The 23,374-nt window shown below is 42.7% G+C and carries 22 protein-coding genes; 7 read left to right on the top strand and 15 right to left on the bottom strand.

The genetic code is table 11. The features are described from left to right. The 4 genes from NRF22_RS06875 to NRF22_RS06860 all read right to left on the bottom strand — a co-directional run bounded on the left by NRF22_RS06875 (nt 1) and on the right by NRF22_RS06860 (nt 4,353). The gene (locus NRF22_RS06875; RefSeq protein WP_318528717.1) at nt 1-486 is read right to left on the bottom strand and encodes a PTS sugar transporter subunit IIB; all 486 of its coding nucleotides are present in this window, start codon (nt 484-486) and stop codon (nt 1-3) included. Next, a complete protein-coding gene (locus NRF22_RS06870) occupies nt 483-920 on the bottom strand; it encodes a PTS sugar transporter subunit IIA (protein ID WP_007745419.1) in 438 nt (145 codons plus the stop codon). Before NRF22_RS06870 ends, NRF22_RS06875 begins: the two co-directional genes overlap by 4 nt. 174 nt (nt 921-1,094) lie before the next feature. Further along, nucleotides 1,095-3,938 (bottom strand): sigma-54-dependent transcriptional regulator, encoded by a 2,844-nt coding sequence (locus NRF22_RS06865; RefSeq protein ID WP_263779845.1) that lies wholly within the window; start codon nt 3,936-3,938, stop codon nt 1,095-1,097. Between the two features lie 16 nt (nt 3,939-3,954). Then, nucleotides 3,955-4,353, bottom strand: coding sequence for a hypothetical protein (locus NRF22_RS06860; protein ID WP_263779844.1), 399 nt, complete (start codon nt 4,351-4,353; stop codon nt 3,955-3,957). A gap of 164 nt (nt 4,354-4,517) precedes the next feature. Here NRF22_RS06860 and NRF22_RS06855 point away from each other — a divergent pair, with 164 nt between their 5' ends. The 4 genes from NRF22_RS06855 to NRF22_RS06840 all read left to right on the top strand — a co-directional run bounded on the left by NRF22_RS06855 (nt 4,518) and on the right by NRF22_RS06840 (nt 8,368). After that, nucleotides 4,518-4,736, top strand: coding sequence for a DUF3923 family protein (locus NRF22_RS06855; RefSeq protein ID WP_263779843.1), 219 nt, complete (start codon nt 4,518-4,520; stop codon nt 4,734-4,736). A gap of 144 nt (nt 4,737-4,880) precedes the next feature. Continuing rightward, nucleotides 4,881-6,185 carry an RNA polymerase factor sigma-54 gene (gene rpoN / locus NRF22_RS06850; RefSeq protein WP_263779842.1) on the top strand — a complete coding sequence of 435 codons (1,305 nt, stop codon included), beginning with the start codon at nt 4,881-4,883 and terminating at the stop codon, nt 6,183-6,185. Nucleotides 6,186-6,238: 53 nt separating this feature from the next. Continuing rightward, nucleotides 6,239-8,041, top strand: coding sequence for a M3 family oligoendopeptidase (locus tag NRF22_RS06845; RefSeq protein WP_263779841.1), 1,803 nt, complete (start codon nt 6,239-6,241; stop codon nt 8,039-8,041). A gap of 123 nt (nt 8,042-8,164) precedes the next feature. Beyond that, nucleotides 8,165-8,368, top strand: coding sequence for a hypothetical protein (locus NRF22_RS06840; protein WP_028291878.1), 204 nt, complete (start codon nt 8,165-8,167; stop codon nt 8,366-8,368). 28 nt (nt 8,369-8,396) lie between these two features. Here NRF22_RS06840 and NRF22_RS06835 read toward each other — a convergent pair whose 3' ends face one another. The 5 genes from NRF22_RS06835 to trpX form a co-directional block, all read right to left on the bottom strand. Then, nucleotides 8,397-9,050 (bottom strand): MIP/aquaporin family protein, encoded by a 654-nt coding sequence (locus NRF22_RS06835; protein WP_263779840.1) that lies wholly within the window; start codon nt 9,048-9,050, stop codon nt 8,397-8,399. Nucleotides 9,051-9,157: 107 nt separating this feature from the next. After that, on the bottom strand, nt 9,158-9,721 hold the full coding sequence (locus tag NRF22_RS06830; protein ID WP_263779839.1) for an SOS response-associated peptidase: 564 nt from the start codon (nt 9,719-9,721) through the stop codon (nt 9,158-9,160). A 74-nt stretch (nt 9,722-9,795) separates the two neighbouring features. Continuing rightward, entirely contained in the window at nt 9,796-10,572 is a 777-nt protein-coding gene (locus NRF22_RS06825; protein ID WP_263779838.1) for an ABC transporter ATP-binding protein, read from the bottom strand. Next, nucleotides 10,565-11,461, bottom strand: coding sequence for an ABC transporter permease (locus NRF22_RS06820; protein WP_263779837.1), 897 nt, complete (start codon nt 11,459-11,461; stop codon nt 10,565-10,567). Before NRF22_RS06820 ends, NRF22_RS06825 begins: the two co-directional genes overlap by 8 nt. Next, nucleotides 11,458-12,480 carry a tryptophan ABC transporter substrate-binding protein gene (trpX, locus tag NRF22_RS06815; RefSeq protein ID WP_263779836.1) on the bottom strand — a complete coding sequence of 341 codons (1,023 nt, stop codon included), beginning with the start codon at nt 12,478-12,480 and terminating at the stop codon, nt 11,458-11,460. Before trpX ends, NRF22_RS06820 begins: the two co-directional genes overlap by 4 nt. 284 nt (nt 12,481-12,764) lie before the next feature. Between trpX and NRF22_RS06810 the strand changes: the two genes are divergently transcribed. After that, complete coding sequence (locus NRF22_RS06810) at nt 12,765-13,634, top strand: NAD(P)-dependent oxidoreductase (protein WP_263779835.1); 870 nt, start codon at nt 12,765-12,767, stop codon at nt 13,632-13,634. Between the two features lie 20 nt (nt 13,635-13,654). Here the strand turns inward: NRF22_RS06810 and NRF22_RS06805 are convergent, their stop codons facing one another. Beyond that, the gene (locus tag NRF22_RS06805; RefSeq protein WP_263779834.1) at nt 13,655-14,917 is read right to left on the bottom strand and encodes an MFS transporter; all 1,263 of its coding nucleotides are present in this window, start codon (nt 14,915-14,917) and stop codon (nt 13,655-13,657) included. Between the two features lie 167 nt (nt 14,918-15,084). Beyond that, nucleotides 15,085-15,321 (bottom strand): DUF4044 domain-containing protein, encoded by a 237-nt coding sequence (locus NRF22_RS06800; protein WP_263779833.1) that lies wholly within the window; start codon nt 15,319-15,321, stop codon nt 15,085-15,087. Between the two features lie 400 nt (nt 15,322-15,721). Between NRF22_RS06800 and NRF22_RS06795 the strand changes: the two genes are divergently transcribed. After that, nucleotides 15,722-16,189 carry an HXXEE domain-containing protein gene (locus tag NRF22_RS06795; protein ID WP_263779832.1) on the top strand — a complete coding sequence of 156 codons (468 nt, stop codon included), beginning with the start codon at nt 15,722-15,724 and terminating at the stop codon, nt 16,187-16,189. Between the two features lie 271 nt (nt 16,190-16,460). After that, entirely contained in the window at nt 16,461-18,734 is a 2,274-nt protein-coding gene (locus NRF22_RS06790; RefSeq protein WP_263779831.1) for an excinuclease ABC subunit UvrA, read from the top strand. A 171-nt stretch (nt 18,735-18,905) separates the two neighbouring features. On the opposite strand, the gene NRF22_RS06785 is transcribed toward NRF22_RS06790, so the two are convergent. The 4 genes from NRF22_RS06785 to NRF22_RS06770 all read right to left on the bottom strand — a co-directional run bounded on the left by NRF22_RS06785 (nt 18,906) and on the right by NRF22_RS06770 (nt 23,304). Then, nucleotides 18,906-21,107, bottom strand: a complete 2,202-nt coding sequence (locus tag NRF22_RS06785; RefSeq protein ID WP_263779830.1) for a TIM-barrel domain-containing protein — start codon at nt 21,105-21,107, stop codon at nt 18,906-18,908. Nucleotides 21,108-21,578: 471 nt separating this feature from the next. Further along, a complete protein-coding gene (locus tag NRF22_RS06780) occupies nt 21,579-21,962 on the bottom strand; it encodes a hypothetical protein (protein ID WP_263779829.1) in 384 nt (127 codons plus the stop codon). 20 nt (nt 21,963-21,982) lie between these two features. Next, the gene (locus tag NRF22_RS06775; protein WP_263779828.1) at nt 21,983-22,888 is read right to left on the bottom strand and encodes a cation transporter; all 906 of its coding nucleotides are present in this window, start codon (nt 22,886-22,888) and stop codon (nt 21,983-21,985) included. Continuing rightward, complete coding sequence (locus NRF22_RS06770; RefSeq protein WP_263779827.1) at nt 22,885-23,304, bottom strand: MarR family winged helix-turn-helix transcriptional regulator; 420 nt, start codon at nt 23,302-23,304, stop codon at nt 22,885-22,887. Before NRF22_RS06770 ends, NRF22_RS06775 begins: the two co-directional genes overlap by 4 nt. Nucleotides 23,305-23,374 lie beyond the last annotated feature (70 nt).

The following is a 23,374-nucleotide window of genomic DNA, read 5'->3' as shown; positions in this document are numbered from 1 at the left end:
TTATGATTTATCGTCGAGGATTTTCATGAAGTCTTTGCTGGCATCCCCCGGCAGCTGCTGCAGATCCAGACTGATCCCTTTATCGGCCAGTGCACGAAAGGCCTTAACATCCTCTGGTGTCACACTGACTGACTCTGTCACGTGGATTTTGTCCGGCGCAAAACGCATACCGCCAACATTCACTTTTTTAACTCCAACGCCAGCGTTAACTGCCTCCAGCAATTCTGTCGGATTACCAAAAATCAGCATGGCTGTTGTATCTTCATATTTAGGGTTTTGAAACACCCGCCCCATTTTTTCCGGGCTGACTGCACTGGCTTTCACATTAGACGGCGCCACAGACAAAACCAGTGTTTTACGCATCGGATCATCAGCAACTTCTTTACTAACGACGATAATACGGTCTGCCGGCAGCAACTTGATCCACTTGGTCAAAACCTGGCCGTGGATATAACGGTCGTCAATTCTTGTCACTGTTACTTTCATAATGTATCCCCTCCTTCGTCGCTAGCTGTCGTGTTCACACTTTTAATCTCGTCACTAAAGACGCGTACAGTTCCAGGTGCAATTTCCTTCAGATGCGATACGATAGCTGACAGTGATCCAGCCAGCATTGAACCTGCCTCCAGCAGCATTGGCAGATTAACTCCAGCTACAATATCGCGCTCCGTATGACCATAGACCAGTTGCGTCGCTGCGTTGTAGGGGCTGCCGCCAAAAAGATCGACAAGAAACAAAACCTCGCTGCCTGGCGCTAATGTGCCTAAGACCGTTTGATAATGTGCTTTTAAATCATCAACACCCTCACCCTTTGAAAATGTCACAACATGAATCTGGTCACTGTGACCGAAAATCATCTCAAAAGCACTTAGCAGACCAGGTGCTGCTTGTCCGTGACCACTCAGAATTATTGTTACCATTCTTATTCCTCCTCACTTATCTACATGCAAACAGCGTGCCAGACTTGTTTTAAACAAAAAAAGACGAAAAAAATACCTCTGTCATCCGTAAAAAAAGCAGAACAGGGGTGTTTTAAAACAACTGATGATTATTTGGAACGATTTACGATTTTTTTGAAACAAGTTGGCCGGAATTTAAAACAACTTTGAAACACTTTCCCCTTCATCAAGAAATATCGAAGCAATATATTTCTTTTCGTCCAAGGGCAGCGTGACAGCTAATTCTTTCTCATAATAAGTCAGCGACTGGCTAATAAATTTTTCCGCACGCGCCAAGGCAGGGGTGGTCGGTTCCGTGAAAGTCAAATTGTCTTGACGCAATGAACGCTCAAAAGCAAAAGCCGTATGAACAATACTTTTGATAATCAGGCTATTGGAAAAACGGTGATTCAAACGCTGCTGGACCTGGTCAATCCAATTATTCAGCAATTGATTAATTAAATAAGGATTCAAGTAGACCAAATGTGCTTTTAAAATATCTTCGCATAAGTCATAAGCCACAATCGTCTTGTCAGACGAAGGCTGCTGCTGAGGCAAAGTTGGTTCATGGCGCAAGACAGCCTTCAACACATCCTCGCCATTTCCACCAATGAGTTCCTCTAACGACACGTAAGGTACCGGCAGGCTTGGCCGTTTTGTCCCAACAGCTGCGATGACCTGATAGTCAAGTACGATTTTAGCAATCTGTTCCGTCATTTTTAAAGCCGAAACCGTCTTAACGCTGATTGCTTCCTTTGTATTGCTGTGAATAATTTGTTCCAATATGTCCTGGATTTTTTTGGCAGTCCCGCTGCCTGTTGTGCAAATAGCCAGAATCACTTTTTGTGCGGCAGTTTCATTGGGCAGATCGCCCTGCATCACCAATTCGCGAAAATCTTCGCGGACAGAATTATAAATCGAGCCAAGATCCATATTCAAATAATTCACCTTGCGAATCACATCCAGCACAATCGAAGTTGTGACATTTGCGATCGTTTTAATTGCGACGCCTGTTTCGGCTGTTAAACGCTGTTCTAACATCGCTAAAGAACCCATATCAACGAGCAGCAGGACGCCTTTGCCTTGATCCAAACGAGGTACGATCGCAGTCATCTTGCGAAAAATATCTTCCGGCGACAAATTAAGCGGCATGTCCAGCGCTTGTGCATAATGGCCGCCGAACAATTCATTGGCTACCTGCACCATCGAAGAAGCCGTACTATTGCCATGCGAGACCACGAGCACACCAACTTTGTGGTCAACAGACAGTGTCTCAATCGAAGCCAACAGCATCGTCAGGTAAATGACTTCAATATCCGGCAGGTAAACGTCAAAACTACTTTTAATTCTCATAGCAAACAACTTGGCCACTTGATACTCTTTAGCATGGCTCTTTTTAATCTCTTGGATTTCCGGTTCCAGCAGCAAGTCTGTTTTAAGGCCGCGTTTGAAAAAAGCGTCAATATGCATGCCCATATAATAGATAAAACGCTGATCCAGCTGCGTATGCAGTTTTTCTTCGGCCAATTTTTTCAGCTCATGAGTGAAATCCAGTAATTCCGGCGAGACAAATTTTGCTAAATTCTGTTCGACACGTCCTTGATCAAAGAAATTTTTGATGTGCAAATGCAGATCAGTCATGATATATTGGTGAATTTCGTCGTCTGAAACGCCGTGTGACTTTAACAAACCGACTTTGTTTTCAATTTCGCTATAGATATTGCCTTCGCTATTCTCAGGCTGATCAGCCGAACCGTCGACATTAAAAACCGTATTTGTATCAACGAGCGACAGCAATTCCTTGGATTTTTTCAGATTAGAACTGCTTGATAGCCATTCTTGGCGAATTTCTTCAGGCAGATCATTAACTTTAACTAAGACCCTATCCGTTGTATTCAAACTGTTTAAAAAAGCTTGCGCACAAACCAGCTGAATCTGAGATTTTAGTTGGCCAACATTACCGTAATTGTTGACCGTAATCAAAGCCGTCAAGACATCAATGGCTACTACCAGCTGTTTTTTGATTCTTTGCGCTTCTTGTTGAAACAAATACTTGGCTAAAGAAACCTTTTCGGATAAAGTCCGTTCGGCCAAAGAAGGAATACGAATCGTCATGGGAATCCGACGCAGAAAAGTACTTAAGAGTGCGGAAGCCGGATCCTCGGTTGTGGCACCAATAATTAAGACATTGGCCGTACGATCCTTGCTGCTTTCGCCCAAGCGGCTGAAGTGGCCGTTATCAATGAAATAAAACAGCATTTCCTGTCCTTCAGGAGGCAGGCGATGAATTTCATCCAACAGCAAGATGCCGTGATCGGCTTGTTCAACTAGGCCAGGCGTATCTTTGTCAGCACCTGTATAAGCACCTTTCACGTAACCGAAAAGCTGAGACATCAGCAACTGAGGGTTGTTATAATAATCAGCACAGTTAAAAGCCATCATCGGCGCGTCTGCACTTAATAAGCCGCGGGCTTTGGCAAAATCGTAAATTTTCCTCGCAAAGAAGGTTTTCCCGGAACCTGTCTGTCCGACCAGCAGCATATGCAGGCCGTGCGGTGGATAGGAAGCGGCGGCTTTAGCTTGAGAAATGGCGTTTTTCAAACTCCCTTGGGCACCGATGACCTGTGCAAATGGGTCGCCATGGAGGTCAATAGCGATTTTTTGTGCAGATACATTAGCTGGTACGCCAGCTGCTGCTTTAGCAGTTAAGCTCGATTCCAGCTGCTGTAAATCTGTAAATTCATAATAAGCCAAATCTGAGATACCGAATTTTTCCCGCACCCAGGATATAGGCAGAAAACGTACCGGAAAACTCTTGATTTTCACCGCTTTTTTGAGCCTCACGAGTTTATTTAATTCTAAAGAACAATTCGCACGGCTCACTTGTGTCTGAGCAGCTAATTCTTCAGCTGTGCTGCCGGGTCGTTTTTTTGCTTGATCAATCGTCTGCTGGACCCAGCTGTCATTCAGGCTTCTCTCGATCTTATCGATTCGTTTCATAAGACCCTCCAAAGAATTAGGCTTTGGCCAAACGCTGCCGCAGCAGTTTTAAATTCTTTACGTGCCAAGATGTTTGATTGATTTTCGGCAGGCTCATTTTTAAGGTTAACGGCTGATGACTATGCGGGTCCTCTTCGGTTGTTTCGATGATTAATTGATCCGCCAGTGCTTTGCTTTTGAGAGTGATACTGGCAATCTGATTTTTTGTAAGCACAAAACCGTTTGAAAATGCATCGAAAGCGTCATTATAGCGAGCTGCAAAGAAAAAATCATCACCGATATAGACGCAATTTGTGACTGGATTTAAATTCACAATATTCACAGAAATCACGGCATGACCTGGTTCATACACCAATTTAGGATCTACTTGCTGCATATATGTTTTGAATAATGCTTCTTTAATAAATAAGCCCATCGGCTGTCTCCTTAACTTAAAACAAATTCCCTCACATATCCATTTTCCTCTAAATTGTGTGTGAAAACAAAATTGTTGTAAACCTGTTTTAAAACACGTATGTATAATTGGATGAAACAGCCGTTTTGAGCTGGGAGCAAAATATTATCATAGATGGAGGCAGCATGAAAGTTTGGAAAATCAGTTCCTGGACCTGGTCAATTATTTTCGTGATTGGTGCCTTATTTTTATGGTTTCGCCGAGCTGATGGCTCAGGCGCCGCTAATAACGCGGCTAATCAAGCTGCGTCTTTAAGCACCTGGTTCATTTTGTTTGTCGTCATCCTGCTGGCCCATATGATCTGGCACCATTCTTTAAGGGCACGCAGGCCAAGGAACCATTAAAATGATCAAAAGATCCATACGGATCGTCTAAATACAAGGCCATCTTTTTTCCCGATGGAGGCATGTGAACCATATCGAAGTAAATTGTGTTATATAGTTTATATGCGTAGTTCTATCATTGAGTGATAGAGAAGAGAGTTTTCAGTGAGACAGCAGAATTTATCCCAGCGGCCGCAGCAGCGCCAAGGATTCACAATGACGCAGCAGCTGCAGCAATCCATTCAAATGCTTCAGCTGACCAATCAAGAACTAACCAGCTTTCTTAATGATGCCAGCAATAATAATCCCTTTTTAGATGTCAAACTACCCGCTTGGTATCAAAATTCTCTGGATGGGCTTGTTTCTGCTGACAACAATAGCTGGATCGAAGCACAAGCAGATCGAGATCAATCTTTAGATAACTACCTGCTTGATCAAATTAATTTAACTATGCGCGATGCACCTTTGAGAGATTGGGTGATTGCGCTTGTTTTTCAGCTTGATGAGAATGGTATATTGCCACTTTCACTATCTGATATCCAACGAGAACTGGCCATTTCCAAAGTCCAAGCCATGGATGCCTTAACACTGCTTCAGCAGTTAGACCCGCCTGGTATCGGTGCACAATCACTCAGCCAAGCAATGGATCTGCAAATTCAACGCGATCCCCAAGCACCGAAATTAGCCGCTGTACTCATGCAGGATGAGCCTGATTTATTAAAAAATCAGGATTTGCAGTTATTAGCCGACAGGCATCATAGCAGCACCGCTCAGATATCTGAGGCATTACATTACCTGCAGCGTTTATCACCTGCACCGGGCGCTTTTTTCAATCAGCCGCGAACCGAAGTACTGCTGATTCCGGATATTGCTATCCATCTGGTAGCTGACCATCCAGTCGTCGAAATTCTCAAAGTTAATCAACCAGAATTAAAGTTCAACGAAAGCTACTTCAATCGTTTGCAAACTTCGCCAAATAAAGACATTGATTTAGACAGTTATCTTAAAACTCAGCGCCAGCAATATGACTGGCTAACAGCTAGCCTCGATCAAAGGCAGCAGACGCTTTTAGCTGTTGGGCAGGTACTAGCTGATAAACAGCTGGCCTTTTTCACGCAAGATGATCATCCGATTGCACCTTTATTGATGCGGGAAGTCGCCTGGCAGTTACATAAAAGCGAATCCACAATCAGCCGCACGATTCGTTTAAAAGCCCTCCAAACCGATTTCGGGATTTTTCCATTAAGAGATTTCTTTACACGCCGGTCATTTTTTGAAACACACTCCGATCAAGAAATTCAAACCCGGCTGCTGAAACTAATCGCACAAGAGGATCCTAAATCACCCTATTCGGACAGCGAACTGACTGCCATATTAGTCAAAGAAAATATGCCAATTTCTCGTCGAACTGTGGCTAAATACCGGCTGCAGCTTAAAATTCCGGCTGCGCGCCATCGAACATTAAAATAAATTGTCATCAGGCCAAGGAAAGCTATAATAGTTTCATATTATAAGGAGAAAAAATGACGTACTCACAAAATTGGAACATTGATCGCGTGTTCCCAGGGCTGGATTCTAAGGAACTCGAATCAGCCTTTCAAGCGGCTGAAGGCGAAAATCCGTCCCTGGCATCTGAACTAACTGCATTATCCCAAGCATCGAGCAATCAGGCCATTTTGGCTGCTGCTGATTCGCTGCAGACAGCTGAAGGTAAACTGCATACAATTGGTTTTTACTTGAATGCCTGGAGCTCAGTCAATTACGGTAAAAGTGAAATCGGCCCTAAGTTCGACCGTTTATCAAAAATCGAGATTGACTACACAGTACAAGAACAAAAGTGGGGTAAATTTTTAGCTGCCTTGTCTGATACACGTTTTAAAGAACTTTTAGCCGATGATAAAGCCAAGCCGATTGCCTTTATTTTAAATGAAAGCCGAGAAAAAGCCGCTAAACTGCTTGATGATCAGACGGAAAAACTAATCAACGAATTTCAAGTAGATGCACTGCATGCCTGGTCAGCACATTATGACACGATTTCTGCAGGTTTGAAGACCAGCTACACAGATACAGATGGCAAAATCCAAGAAGTCTCGGCTGGCCAAGCACTGAACCTGCTGGACGGCATCAAAGACAAAGATGCACGTGCCGACTTGATGAAAAACTATGAAAAAATGTGGGGAAAAGCTGAAAACCTGTCCGCTGACACACTGAATCATTTAGCTGGTGCCCGTCTGACTGACTACAAAGCCCACGGTATTTCTGATTTTCTGGAAAAACCCTTGGAATTGAATCGTCTCTCCAAAGCCTCTCTGACAACCATGTGGGACACAGTTGCTAAAAACGAAGGCATGCTGGTCAAATTCTTTGCCCGCAAAGCCAAACTGTTGGGATTGGATTCTGACCAGATCTCCTGGCAGGATCAGACAGCTCCCGTGCAGGTTCCTGGTTATCAGCCGCGGACCTTGACTTACGATCAAGCTGCCAATTTTATTATCGATAATTTTTCCAAATACTCGCCAAAAATGGGCGCTTTTGCCAAACATGCCTTTGAAAATCAATGGATTGAATCCGAAGACCGTCCTGGCAAGCAGCCTGGCGGCTGGGACGAATCGATTCCCGCTTTAAAAGAAGACCGTATTTTCCTGACCTTCACTGGATCAGTCAACGATGCCGCAACCATTGCACATGAATTGGGCCATGCCTTTCACTCGCATAATCTGTATGATCTGCCGCAGTGGCGTCAAAATTACGCCATGAACGTGGCTGAGACAGCTTCCACTTTTGCCGAAACGATTATCAATACGGCTAATGTTGAAGCAGCACAATCAGATGCTGAAAAAATTACTCTGTTGGATGCCAAAATGTCCAATGCAACAGCTATGTTTATGAACATTCGCGCCCGTTTCATCTTTGAAAGCAATTTTTATAAAGAACGCCAAAAAGGTGTCTTGACGCCTGCACAGCTGAATCAGCTCATGGTCGCAGCACAAAAAGAGGCCTTTGCCGGTGCCTTATCTGATCAAGGTGTTCATCCCCATTTTTGGACCTCCAAGCTGCATTTTTACATTGACGATGTGCCCTTCTACAACTTCCCATATACCTTCGGCTATTTGTTCAGCTTAGGTATCTTCGCTTGGGCACAAAAACAGCAGGATTTTGAGACTGCTTATATCTCCTTGCTGCGCGACACTGCCAACATGAGTTCTGAAGAATTAGCGAAAAAACATCTCGGTGTTGATCTGACTCAACCTGATTTCTGGCAGGCTGGCGCTGATCTGATTAAAAAAGATGTCGATGAGTTCTTGGATTTGACTGAAAATCTTTAATATTTAGAAATTAAAAGACGACTATGTGCCGTCTTTTTTTGATTGCCAAACTTTTACCTTCTTTTAAAGTTGCCTTGCTATCATTATCTATAGGTTGAACTTTAAATAATCGGAGGAAATCTAATGCCTTGGAGTGAGAAAGAGTATCCAACCTCAATGAAGAATTTGAAAAAAGTCGCTCGTGATAAAGCTGTCGACATTGCTAACGCTTTAAAAGAGAAAGGCTATAGCGATCAAAGGGCTATTGCAATCGCGACTGAACAAGCTGAGAAATGGTATCAGGATCATCACGATCAAAGAGACCCTTTCAAAAAAAATAAATCATAAAAAAGCGAACCTCTCTGGGTTCGTTTTTTTAATCTTCGCTTTGCAGCAAAAATTTTGACACGTATGCTGCAATGATCGCACCGACTTCTGGGGCGATGATATAAAGCCACAAGTGCGATAAGGCCGAACCGCCAGCGAAAAGTGCCGGCCCAATCGAACGTGCCGGGTTCAATGACCCGCCAGTCAGATTTAAGGAAAACACAATCATTAAAGCCAAAGTAAGGCCAATAATTAAGCCGGCAAAATCGCTATTGCCGTGTTCTTTGCTAGTGACGTTAAGAATAATTGTCAAGAACAGGAAAGTGGCTAACGTTTCAACTGTGAATGCCAGCCCGACAGAAATTTTCGGAAAATCTGTCTGACCCAATTGATTGGCAGCTTGGCCTAGTCCTTTGGCAAACAGTTGGACAAGCCAAGAAGCTAAGCAGGCCGCGATAATCTGAGACACAATGTAGCCAATTGCATCAGCCAAACCAATGCGCTTATTCAACCACATCGCAGTCGTCACGGCTGGATTGAAGTGGCCGCCGGAAATACCGCCAAAAGCATAGGCAGAAATTGTGACCGCCAATCCAAAAGCCAGTGCGATCGTCAAAACACTGCCGCGAGCAATCACAACTGAGCTCGTGCCAATGAAAACCAATAAAAAGGTGCCTAGAAACTCGCTCACATATTTTCTCATGCGATATCCTTCCAAGAAAAGAGAATAACTTTATTTTAAGTTTTTTCATTGATAAAAGAAAGTTATTGCTGTAATTTACGTGAATGTGGCCAAATATACGTACAAAATTATACTTTTTTAGAAAAAAGTTCGGGCATTGGATTCGCAATCATCTCGCTAGCGGCATTAAAATCCGAGAGCCAGGCGGCAATTTGTGTTTTCTTTAAAATCAAGGGCATGCGATTATGGACTGGTGCAACCGACTGATTGGGCTCAGTTGTAAACAAGACACTTCGTGCTTGACCATCAAAAAAGTTGTAACATCCGGCAATATAAAGTGCCTCATGATGGTTCGCATAATTGAACCAGACCTTTTCCTTGTCTAAGTTCCATTCAAAGAATCCTGTCGTTGGATAAACACAGCGCCGTTTTTTAAAGCTTTCAGCAAAAGTCCGTTTCTCTAGCAAAGTCTCTGAACGCGCATTAATCAAAAGTCGTTTGTTGTCGAAAATTGGAAAACCCCAGGCCATCCCCACAACTTTAATTTTCCCTTGATCGGCAATGACTACAGCCGTTGTATCTCCTGGGAAAACTTCGCCGGTCTTGATTTCATAGCCGTTAGCCTGAGCCAACCGTGTGATTTGGCTGATTTCTGGCGAAAAATCAGATTGAAAAGTATACCGACCGCACATTTTCGGACTCCTCCTCACATTGCTTCTATCTTTATTTTATCTTAATCGCGTCATAAATCGGTCGGTCAGCCGCTTTAGGCCTCTGCATCGAAAAATGAGAAGAGTTTATCTTTTGTCAAAGCAGCCTTTTCATCACGATTAAAATCATGTGAAACGGCACCATTATCAATCACAATCAGACGGTTGCCGTATTTTAAAGCATCGTCCATGCGGTGCGTAATCATGAGGCAGGTCAGATGATCCTCGTTGACCCGCTGGGCCGTTTTCTGCATTAGTTCGGCACTGGTCTTTGGATCCAAGGCAGCCGTGTGCTCATCTAATAGTAAAATATCCGGCTTTTTGTAGGTCGCCATGAGAAAACTCAAGGCTTGACGCTGACCACCAGATAAATTTTCAGTCGCTGTATTTAAACGCTGATCTAGTTTATTGCCCATTGGAGCTGTGATACGCTTGAAATCCGCCATTTTTGAACTCAAATGACGCGGCAGTAAACGGCGTTTTTCACCTCGCTTAGCAGCCAGTAACAAATTTTCAGCAACGGTCATACGCGGACTGGTCCCCATCTTCGGGTCTTGGAAGACACGACTGAGAAAAGCTGTCCGTTTCTCAGCTGACACAGACGTAATATCCTGGCCGGCATGAAAAATCTGGCCGCTATCAGCCGGTAAAGTACCAGCAATCACATTGAAGAAAGTTGATTTCCCAGCACCGTTGGCACCAAGGACTGTAATAAAATCACCATCAGCCACATCCAAATTGAAGTTTTTCAAAATTTCTGTCTCGCTGCCGTTATCAGAATGAACCTTGACTGTGACATTTTTTAAAGACAAAATTGCATTCGTATTAGTCATGGCTGTTTGAAACTCCCCGCTTAATTAAATTGTCAAAATGAAGCAAATGGCTCAGACGCGGCAGCATCAGGCAGATAGCTAACAGAATCGACGACAGTAAATTCAGATCGTTGGTCGAAAAACCTAGCTGCAGGACGATCAGCAGGACAAAACGATAAATAATTGAACCTAAAGTAATCGCAACCAGACGCTGATTCATTGTCAAATTGCCAAAGACCACTTCACCGATAATGATGGAAGCCAAGGCGACAACGATGATCCCGATACCCATATTGATATCGGCATAGCCGTTGTTTTGCGCAATGATTGCACCACCGAGAGCGACCAAACCGTTTGAAACCATCAATCCTAAAATCGTCATTCGATCAGTATTAATCCCGATCGAACGCGCCATTGTCGGATTGTCGCCTGTAACAATGAAGGCTTGTCCCAGATCACTTTGCAAAAAATAGATTAACAACAATGTCACAATGGTAACCGAGACAAGGCCGACGATAATCGCATCAAAATAGCGTGGCATCTGCGAAAGGGATGAGAAAATCGTTTGCCGGCCGATCAAAGAAATATTAGCTGAGCCCATAATACGCAGATTCACAGATAAGCAGGCTGTCATGACCAGAATACCGGCTAGTAAAATCGGAATTCTGCCTTTGGTATATAAGAAGGCAGTAATCGCGCCGGCCAGCATACCGGTCACAAAAGCCGCAAGGCTGGCAATAAATGGATCAACACCATGTGTGATCAGACTAACAGCTATTGCGGCTCCCAGAGGAAAAGTACCCTCGACAGTCATGTCGGGGAAATTGAGAATTCTAAAAGTTAAAAACAAAGCGATACCTAGAATCGACCAGAGCAGGCCTTGCCCGATCGTAGAAACAATCAAATTCATTTAAAAATTTCTCCTTTGTCCTTGGCCTGTTTTAAGACTGATGCCGGCAATGTGATACCGAGCAGTTTTGCTTCAGTCGTGTTCACAGACATGATGCCCTTGCGAATAAATTCAATCGGATAATTAGCTGGCTTTCTGCCCTTTAAAACATTAGCAGCCATGATTCCGGAAACTTTGCCTAACTGGAATTGGCTGACAGCTAATGTTGCTAGCCCACCGTCATGAACCATCGTATCAGCGGCTGGAAAGGCTGGGACTTTAGCGGCATTAGCCACATTAACAAGTGTCTTCATAGCACTGGCGACGCCGTTATCCTGTGGTGCGTAAACAGCATCAACTTGCGATACCATTTGGCCGGCAATCGTCTGCATGTCATTAGTTGTTGAAATCGTGTACATCTTAACTGTATAACCAGCTTGCTGAGCAAGCTTTTGCATCTTCAAAGCATTATAAGTGCCGCCGTGATCAGAAGTTGTGTAGATAATCCCTAAAGTCTTGGCTTTGGGTACAATCTGTTTAATCAGATTCAAATGCGATTTTAACGGTGATTCGCCAGAAGTACCTGTGATGTTGGCACCTGGACGCTGATTAGATTTAATCAAACCGCTGCCGACCGGGTCTGTAATGCCGGCTAAGATAACTGGTGTTTTGCCTGCAGCTGCTTTAGCCAATGACTGAGCTGCTGGTGTTGCAATACCAACCATCAAATCTTCATTCTCATTGGCAAATTTTGAAGCCATCGTCTGCAGATTTGCTTGATCAGCCTGCGCGTTTTGGTAATCAATCTTCAAATTCTTGCCGACGTGGTATCCTTGTGAACGCAGGCCGGCCACAACACCACGGTGGATCTGATCCAAAGCCGGGTGTGTCACTAACTGCAGAATGCCTACCTTAACCGTTTTGGGCCCTGCTACTTTCTTGACATTGTTGTTGGCGCTTGGTTTTGGCATAGATGCCCGGTAAAAGGCAAAGGCCAAAATAGCCACAACAACTGCTATTAATCCATAAATTTTCTTCATCTTCATTCTCCCTTATCATTCAATCAGCAAAAGAAAAACCCGCAAGTGAGCGGGTCCGGCCAATTGTTCATCTAAAGATACGAGAACAAAAGAAAAAGCCCGCTATTGGCGGGCCTCAGTGAACAAATCACACAAAAGCAGCCCGCTTAACCGAGCCACCACCATGCTGAATTGTTCTTAAAGACTATTTTCATAACTGATGTTATTTATCATACACTGTTTGGCCGAAAAAACAACGTTGTCACAAAACTGTTTTAAACTTATTTTGTGAACAGGAGGCAAACATGAAAATTGCTTTTATCGGAACCGGTGTCATGGGCACCGGAATTATCAATAATTTTTTAAAGGCTGGTCAGACTGTGACTGTCTTTAATCGCACAAAGGCACATGCGCAAAAAGTCTTAGATCAAAGCGCAGTCTGGGCAGATTCAGCCGCGGAAGCAACTATCGGACAAGATGTCGTCTTTACGATGGTTGGCTACCCGAAAGATGTCGAGGAGACCTATTTTGGGGATCAGGGTATCTTTAAGCAAGCCAAGGCCGGACAGATTCTCATTGATATGACTACTTCAACACCAACGCTAGCTGCAAAAATTGCGGCGACCGGTAAAGAAAAAAAGATCGGCGTCTTAGATGCGCCCGTTTCCGGCGGTGATATCGGCGCGCGGGACGGCAAGCTAACAACGATGGTTGGTGGCGATCGGGCAGCTTATGACAAAGTACTACCTTTATTACAAATCATTTCTAAAAAAGTGAACTACTTTGGTGAAGCCGGCAAAGGTCAGCACGCTAAAATGGCCAATCAGATCATGATTGCTTCAACCATGCTGGGCCTGGCCGAGTGGCTGACTTATGCCAAAACGGCCGGGCTGGATTTGCAAGAGACTTTGGATACACTGTCAGCCGGAGGCGCAGATAATTGGTCCATGGAAGCTTACGCGCCGAGAATTTTGGCTGGTGATTTCAAGCCTGGTTTTTATGCCAAACACATTTTAAAAGACCTGCGGATTGCCTTGGACGAAGCTAAAAAAATGAACTTGGACTTGCCCGCAACAGCTCTGGCCGAGCGTAGTTACGCTAAATTGGCCGAAGAAAAAGGTTTGGGCGATTTAGGCACACAAGCCATCGTCAAATTATGGTCGCAGTGGGCTTGAGCCTAAATAAAAAACGGTTTTTAATCAAGAGCCGTTTTTTTATTATCTGTTTTTTCATCAATCTTGCGAACTGCCGGCAGAATCACGGCGGCCAGTGTCACAAGCAATGTACCGACGCCAGCCAGTAGGAATAAACGTGTGATACCAAAATTATCGGCTAATGGGCCGGCAAACATCAAGCCGACCGGCGCACCAATATTTGTTAAGGCAGCTAGGACACTCATGACACGGCCCATCGTCTCGGCTGGGATTTGTTCTTGAACAATGGCAATGAAAGGCGAATTCATAAAGGCTAAAGCAAAACCAGCAATAATATTCAAGCTGGCAAAAATCCAAAATCCTACAGGGGTTCCCGGGAGAAAAGCGAAAACAGTAAAGGATAAGCCCAGTAGCAACAAGCCAAGAAAAATAGCGTAAAAACGATTTTTGCCAGCACCGCGAATACTGATATAAAGACCACCTAGCAGACTGCCGACAGACCAGACCGTTTCTACGATGCCGGCTTGCCCGATCGTGCCATTAAAATGCTGGGTCGTCATTAATGGATAAAGACTTGCGCCAGGCATAATCAGCGTAATTGCGACTAATGACAATAGGCTGTATTGAAAGATGCCACGATGTTGTGCTAAAGCAGCTAGCCCCAGGCCAAAATTCTTGAAGAATGAAACTTGTTCTTCCTGTGCAGTCGGCTTGGGAACTCGCGCTAACAGAATCGTTGCTGAACCAAAGATAGCACCGATCACATCCAGCAGAATAATCCACTGAATGGACATCAATCCAAACAGCACGGCTGATATACCTGGTGCAATGACCATTGTTAATGATTGCAAGGTTTGAATCTGACCGTTTATTTTCGTTAATTGTTCTGTCGGCACAATGGCCGGCACGATTGTATTTAACGTCGGCTGTTGGAAAACCTGAGTCACAGCTCGTACAAAAATCGCAATCAGCAATAAAGTTAATAAAGCATTACCGGCAAACTGACCAATCGTAATTGAAATAATAATCGCTACCAGCGCTGCCATCAAGTCCATGCTGATCATAATCACCTTGCGTGACCAGCGGTCAATCACGACGCCGGCAAAGGGTGCCAGAAAAATCCATGGCAAAAACATCACCAGCGTCGACATAGAAAGCGCCGTTGCTGATTTTAAAACAGCTGTGATGTACCACATGAAGGCATACTGGACAATCATTGTGGTGAGCCCAGAGACAAATTGCCCGATAAAAATTAAGTAAAAGTTGCTCCGCCAAGAAAGCTTTTGCTGAAAAGAGTCTGACATGTATAATCCGTTATGCTTATGCTTGTCTTGTTGCTCATTTTAGAGACTAGCTCTCTTTATTATCCTATAAAAAAGGCCTTAATTGTGACAAAAAATGTCGCAGCCGAAGCCAAGCCAAATAAAAACCGAAAAACCATACAGCTTCCGGTCTATTCAATATCAAATGATTACAAAATAGCAATCAGGCCAACAAGTACGGCCACAATTGTGGCAGCAGCCATCAAAACAGCCATTGTGATCGTTAAATAATCAAAACGGCTTTTATGCTGTTTCTTGTTATTGTCAGAGGCCATGCGGCGGCGAGCCATCTTAGAACGTTCAGCCAAAATTTCTTCAGCCGACTTACTTGGTCTTGCATAATCAAAACTGCTTGCACTTGTTTCTTTATTAGAATTTTCCATCATATTTCTTAACAGTCTAACAGCTTTGCAGACAAAAGCCAAATCGGTCCGTATTAATCGTACAGTCTTTGTTCCTAATTCTAATAAATAATTTTAATACCGGTACTGCTCCATGTTTGTAACCATGACCCCCTGTTCACTTGATCAAAACCTTTAAATTTAGTGGCATATCGCTCACATTGAAAACGATACTATTAGGATTAATCACTATGTAGTTGGCCATTAAAGTAACCTTTCCATGACCTTTCTATGAAATTTTCTTGCATGTTAGAATAACAAATGAAAAGAAAAAACGAGTGGTGAAAAGTTGTGTCCTTTGGGATATGGCATCAGAGATAGCACTCAAGCATCCAATATTAATTTTCCAACCCACCAAACAACACAGTAAGGAGTGCATTGACCTATGATTTATCTTTTATTTCCTTTATTTTTCATGCTGCACGAGCTGGAGGAAATTGCCTTTATGCCTAATTGGGTTGTTAAGATTAAAAAAAACGCAAATAGTCGTTTTGTAAACTTGATTCCAACGACTAAGGCAAAAAACTTTACCTTGATGGTATTGGAGGAATATCTGGTACTGCTAATCATAGCGGTTATTTGTTACAAAAAACAAGCTATCAATTTTTATTTGGCCCTGATGCTGGTTTATAACCTACATATTTTGGTTCATATAGTACAATCCTTGGTACTAAAAAGCTATATACCAGGACTATTTCTAGGAATTGTCTCATTTGGCTTAGTCGGCTGGTTAATGTGCTGGCAAATTGCTGCCATCAATTGGATACGTGTTTCCTTATTTTTACCATTGGTGGTCACAGCTATTGTAGCCAACCTCGTTTTGATTCATCAGGTTGACCACTGGAAAAACTGATTAAGTCAATGAGGAAAAAGTTGAACCAGTCTCTTGGTTATTAAGACTGAGATAACGATGAATCCATTTCCATCTATATGGAAAGAAATAAGTCCTTTACTGATGTCAGCTGATGTATACCCAGACTAAAACTAGCCTTTTAATTTATTGGATTAACAGAGTCATCAGATTTAAAAAAACGGGATTTCGCTGTGCCCATTGACGACCGCTTGACCATTGTTTTACACTGGACTAACTGTTGGTGGCCGGTACCATAAAGAGGAGGAATTATATGACGCAAGATGATTTATTTAGTGATGGCGAAATTACAGTTCACGGTGCCAGACAGAATAATTTAAAAGATGTTGATATACGAATCCCCAAAAAGCGAACAACTGTTTTTGTTGGATTATCTGGTGCCGGTAAATCATCATTGGTATTTGACACCATTGCGGCTCAATCACGTCGTGAATTGAACGAAACATTTCCCAGTTTCACGCAGCAATATCTACCTAAATATGGACAGCCTAAAGTGAAAGCCATTGAACATTTACCCGTTGCCATCGTTATCGAACAGAAAAAAATAGGTCAGAACCCCCGTTCAACCGTGGCAACCTATACAGGTGTCTATTCATTACTACGATTACTTTTTTCCCGAATTGGCAAACCGTTTATTGGTTATTCTGATACTTTTTCTTTCAACATGCCGCAAGGAATGTGCCCAGCATGTCAAGGACTTGGTTATATAGAAACACTTGATGAATCTGCTTTGGTTGATAAAAATAAATCTTTAAATCAAGGGGCTATTACATTCGTTAGTTTTGGTATCAATACCTGGCGTTGGAAACGTTATACAAATAGCGGCCTATTTGATAATGATAAACCGTTGAAAAATTATACAGATAAAGAGTGGGAATTGCTCATGCATGCACCTCAGCAGCCACTTCATAACGCCCCAGCCAAATGGCATCCAACGGCCTTGTACGAAGGAATCGTGCCACGAATTTACCGCTCAATTCTCCACAAAGCCGAAGCTAAACACCACAAAGAGGAGATTGAGAAAGTGGCTACTCACGCGGTTTGTCCTGCATGTCATGGAACAAGGGTCAATGATCTGGTCCGTTCAAACCATATTAATGGCAAAAATATCGCCGACGTGTGTGCCATGCCTCTATCGGATGCAGCCGCTTTTTTAAACCATATCAAACTGCCGCTAGCAAGTTCAATTATTCGTGAATTAACAACAATGCTTAATTCATTGATTGATATTGGCTTGGGCTATCTATCCTTGGACCGGGGAACAAACAGTCTATCTGGCGGCGAATCCCAGCGAATTAAGATTGCAAAATATTTAAATAGTTCGTTATCAGATTTGGTCTATATTTTGGATGAACCCAGTGTTGGCTTACATCCCCATGATATCCGTTTGGTCAAGCAAGCACTTTTAAAGCTGCAGCACCAAGGAAACACAATTTTGATCGTAGAACATAATCCCGCGATGATGACTGGCGCCGATTATGCTGTTGAAATTGGCCCAGTTGCAGGAAATGAGGGTGGTCAAGTGACTTTTGCTGGAACTTTCGATGCGTTGGTTAAATCTGATACACTGACCGGGCAATATCTGCGCCGACCGTATGCATTTAAAATACCACGCAAGCCCAGCTTAGATTGGCTAAAACGCGATCATCTTCGTGCGCACAATTTGAGAGACGTCAATGTTCAAATACCACTGGGCATGATGACCGTTTTAACTGGGGTTGCCGGATCTGGGAAAAGTTCCCTCGCACAATCATTGATGAATAGTATCAAGACACCGGTAATTAATCTAAAACAGCGCGCCGCCAACGTTAATTTACGTTCGACACCACTGACCTATTTAGGAATCTTTGATAAAATCCGGCAACGGTTTGCTAAGGCTAATAAAGTTTCCAGTAGTTTATTCAGTTATAACGGCCAAGGAGCTTGCCCGGTTTGCAAAGGCAAAGGTGTCACAATTACCAACATGGCCTTTATGGATCCGGTTGTCCAAACCTGTGAAGCATGTCATGGCCGACGTTATAGTCCTGAAGCCCTTCGTTACAGGTATCATAGCCATACAATTGCCGATATTCTGGAAATGAGTGTTGCTACTGCTAGTAAAAGTTTTGCGCACGACTTGGTTATTGGCCCACGCATCCTTGACTTACAGCGAGTGGGACTCGGATACCTCAAATTAAATCAATCGTTAACCACTTTATCTGGCGGTGAATTGCAACGGTTGTCGCTAGCCACACAATTGAACGGTCAGGGAAATATGATCTTTCTAGACGAACCAACTGCTGGTCTGCACATGCAGGATATTGACAAATTATTGAATTTATTTAATGAGTTGCTTGCGCAAGGCAATACATTGATCTTGATTGAACATAATTTGACCGTGATGACACAGGCGGACTGGCTAATAGATATCGGACCGGATGCCGGTAGTTTTGGCGGCCGGATTTTGTATGAGGGTGCTCCTCAAGGTATCTTAAATCAGTCTAATTCATATACAGTAGTTGCATTAAAACAGGCATTAAACAGTTAGAAATCCTTGCCATATTCTAGTTTTTCATTTCTAATTGCAGCATCAATTGGACACCTAGTCGTATAGAGGTTAGCTATCAGTTTTAGAACAACATTATCACCGATGCTAATGGGGTTTTATATAGGTGTTTATTCCAAAATTCCAAACCAATCTTTTAATTAGGCTTTCTCTTTAGATGTCGTTCAAATAAGACTGTCTGACATAAACTAGTTCAGTTAACGTATTTTTCAAATCCTTGTCTTCTAAAGTATTAAGCAGATTGATATAGCCGAGCGCGGTGAAATCAGCTGATTTGAAGGCCTGATACAACTGTTGTTTCAAATCAAAAGCAATTTTGGCTTTTTGAAGGCGGCTGAAAAGTTCTTTGAAGACATCTTCTTTTTTTGGAACAATCACTTCCTCGTCAATCTGCCTATTTTTCGGAATAATATGATCAGGATCTTCAATCGTGTAACTCAGTTTGTGTCCCTGGCCATGCCAGTTGAAAAACGTTTTAGCCAGTTGATTACCCGCATGTTCAACCAGGCAATAATGACCATCGCTGCCTGCAAAAATCTGGATCAGCAGGGTCTGGGGCAGATGATCAGGCTTGTCCATAACATGCGGGTTTGTCACAATCAACGATCCTCTTTTGACAAAGACCGGGAGACTGTCGATACCGCGATAGGCATTAAACACCGTGTCTCCTTGGTATGGCAGATGGGTCAGGTAATCAATCCAGTTGCCTTTTGGCAGCCAAACCGTGGTATGGCCGTCCTGAGTCGTGGCATCGTGCGGCGCTGTTATCGGTGAAACCAGCATATGTGAACCGAAGAAATACTCATTTTTTTGTTCATAGGCTTGTGTTTCTTCCGGATAGTCATAATAAAGAGGCTTCACGAGCGGTACACCCTGGACATGTGTTTTAAAGTTAGCCGTATCCAAATAAGGCAGCAGCTGAGCTCGCAAACGCAAAAAACGTTCCTGGCTTTCTTGAAAGTCGCTGCGGTAATTCCATGGTTCTTTACCGGAAAAGAGATTATTTGAGGAATGCAGGCGGTTAATTGGACTAAAAACGCCGAATTGCAGCCAGCGGGTAGCTAGTTCGCCATCGAAATGACCGTGCATGTGACCGCCAATATCATGACTCCACCAGGTATAGCCGATATTAGCCGCCGTGATCGTAAAATAAGGCTGAAAATTTAACGATGCCCAAGAGATGATTGTGTCTCCAGAAAAGCCCAAGGGATAACGATGGGACCCTGGGCCGGCGTAGCGGCTCAAAGTTAGACCAATCCCATTGTGTCTTTTGGCACTGTCTTGATAATGGTAATGGTTCAAGAGCCAGAGCGGGTCAAGATGCTGGTCAGTCTGACTGCCACCTTGTTGCCAATCAAGCCACCAAAAATCAACGCCTTGTTCCTCTAAGGGATGATGCACGTCGTCAAAGTAACTTTTCCTAAACTTAGCATTTTCTAAATCAAAGTCCGCTATTTCTTCTTTTTTCGCATCGAGGCCTAAGTTTTTGGCTACTTTTGGATAGCAGTCTTCAAAAGCACGAATTCCTGCGGCTGGATGAACATTTAAAGAGACCTTTTTGCCATCTTCGTGAAGCCAGGTCAACAGCTTCTCGGGTTGAGGAAACAAGCTTTTATTCCAGGTATAACCAGTCCAACCAGACCCATATTTGCGCGGTACATCAACTTGATGCCAATCCATGTCCAGTACAGAAACACTGATCGGAATTTTTTTCTCGTCAAAACATGCCATTAAACGCTGGTAACCGGTCTGAGTATAGGGATAATAGCGGCTCCACCAGTTACCTAAAGCAAATCTTGGAATCAAAGGCACTGGCCCGGTCAGCCGATAGAAATCGGTTAAGGCCGCCTGGTAATCTCGGCCATAAGCGAAAAAGTAGCCATCAATAATTCCCTTAGGCCTAGTCTGATAAGAATCAGTTTCCGATAAATAACTGGCAGACTCAGAATCGTCTAGATAGCTAAAACCGTCTTTGGACATAATGCCGTCGGCTAAAGGAATCGGACCATCGGCAGAATCCAGTGTGCGTGCCGTTCCTTTTAAATTATTGTTGTTATTCACGCCGAAAAACCAGCGATTTTGAAACAAAGAATGTGCTTTAGCAACATCAATGAACAACGTGTCTGGCGCAAAACGGCCGCCATTGTAGTAAAGATGGCAGCCAGGAGTGACAATTTCTAAGACGTGCCCATTTTGGTTGTGGATCACGTCTATTTTCGGATGACCGAAATTACGGTCCACAACTGTTTGTGTGGGCCGATCCTCAAAGTGACCGAGCGGATCTTCTTCAATTCTAATCAGAAAATCAGTGATCACAGTAAAGCGATAGGTCTCTCCGACTATTTTTTTATCCATTACTCATCATCCTCATCTACATTTTGTTTCAAATCATTTATATACTTCAATTCATTTTTTTCTATCCAACTACTTATGTATTCAGACTGATACATGTATGCGTTTACATATTTATTCTATCAAAATGAGATCAACAAAAACACTCAGTTAGATAATGAGTGTTCATGAGACTTGAGGCGAGATTATGAGCCGTTTGACCTCAAAGCTTCAGACTGAAATCACCTTGTTTCAATCGTTTCCAAGTCTTCGTCCTTAGTTCCTCCGGCATCAACAAGAACACAGCTAAAGTCGCCGATAAGCGACTGCATCGGTGGCAAAAAGCAGATCAAAATCGCTAGAACTTGTTTCTTTATTAGAGTTTTCCATTATATTTTTCAATAGTCTAACAGCTTTGTGGACACAAGCTAAATTGTGACTAAGCCAATACGCGTCACAGTAAAAATACCCCAAATATAAAACAAATAGACGCGATTATTTGAATAGTACAATCACACCTTCAGTTTTCCGAGCTAGACGATTTTCTGGCAAAAGCTTGAAGGAAGAATCTAATTTTGAAACTTTGAATTTTAACAATTTTTTAGAAAAAAGTCGTTTGAAATAAATCAAATTGTCACCTGAAACATCACTGATATAGTAATGCATAGCATCAAAATCCCGATAAAAAAAACCGCGGTGCTGCTCGCGATAAGTTAAATTGACAAAGTCATCGTCAAAATGTGCTTTTGCGATAGTTGAATATTTCGAAGATCGGCAGTACCAAAAAGTACTTCTTTGCAGATCGGAAACTAGACCAGATTGAAAAAAAGAAATGGATAAGCATCCTGCTGCGATACAGGCAATTAAAATTAGGATCATGAGATCAAATGCGTGTTTTTTTAGCATAAGCAAAAAGCCAAATGGACAAATTCTAATCTCTTGGATAATTCTTTTAAAATAGCAGTTCTGGTTTGCGACAATTGACTGCTGTCAATGAATACTTTCCCAGCATCTAAAAAAACATAAATTTTAATAGACATACCCACTTTATATACGAGATATTTTTTAATCCTAACGCCTTCTAAAGGGTGCTTTTTCAAACAGATGTCAATCCAGCGATGTATCTCTGGATTCAATAATAATTTGCCAGATATCTCGCCAAAAGCACTCCTAATTACCTGCAAAGGCATTTTAATGGTTAAAATTACGAGTAATAACGTAATGAAAAAGTCACCAGTATAGCGTAAAAAACCCAATGAAGAATTTGGTCGGATAAAAAATAAAGTCAAAGCAGCAGCACCGATTCCTAAAGACATCGTGCCATCCACAAAAGTCCCTTGTGTTTCTGAGAAAAGCATTGTGCTCAAATTGTGAATTTTATGATTCTCCTTTTTATAATAATAGGAAAGACTCCAAGATAGCAGAATCATAATCATTTCATAGGGCACCACCGGAGCAACATCCAGTACACTTCCTTCTCCATGAACGAAATAGGCATAAGCTTTTAAGCCGACCGCCATCAGAGACATTGACAATAAGACCACGGTCAACACAGATTGAAATAACGAATATAGTGGTTCCAAGACAAAGAAACCACCAGGAAACATCTTACTGCGATGACTGCTGAGTCTTGACACCACTAAAGAAACAATCGCTGAGAAAAAAGTGATCACTGAAAAATAAGCATCAACAAACAAGGCTTCAATATGAGTGGTGCGATAGACAAGGATGCCGGCACAAGACATAAGCAAATTCACAAATATGCCGGCTAACAGCGATTTTTGTTCAATCTTTTTGGCGGTCATATTTTCTCATTGACCTTGTTCATTAAATATTCAAGCTGAGCCCGTTCTGCTGGCGACAAGACGGAAATAGCCTGGAGAAATACCCGGTCGAACAAACGATAACTATTTTGGCAGTAAGCAAGCAGCCGTTGGCTTAAATGCAGATAAGAAACTCTTTTGTCTTTAGGCGACGGTTGTTTGGTTAAATATCCTTTTTTTAAAAATCGTTGAATGATTCTTGTAGCGGCCGGTTTGGATATCTGGGACTTTTCCGCAAAACTTGTCAAAGTCGGTTGATCAAGTTCGTACAAAAAATTAATGTATTGTTCATCGCTAGCTGAAAGGTCAGGTATTTGCCGACTACGTTCACTATTGTTTTGATAACGAATTAAGATTTTGTCATACAGTTCGGAAAAAGTTTGACTAATTGTTTCCATGAGATATTCCTTTATATAGTTAACAAAACTAATTACTTTTGTTAACTATATAAGAGAAACTATTTTTCGT

Origin of the sequence: Oenococcus kitaharae, assembly GCF_025758695.1 — a bacterium.
GTDB classification, from domain to species: domain Bacteria; phylum Bacillota; class Bacilli; order Lactobacillales; family Lactobacillaceae; genus Oenococcus; species Oenococcus kitaharae_A.
Note: the sequence above shows the minus strand (reverse complement) of the source record. Positions and strands in the feature narration are given on the sequence as shown.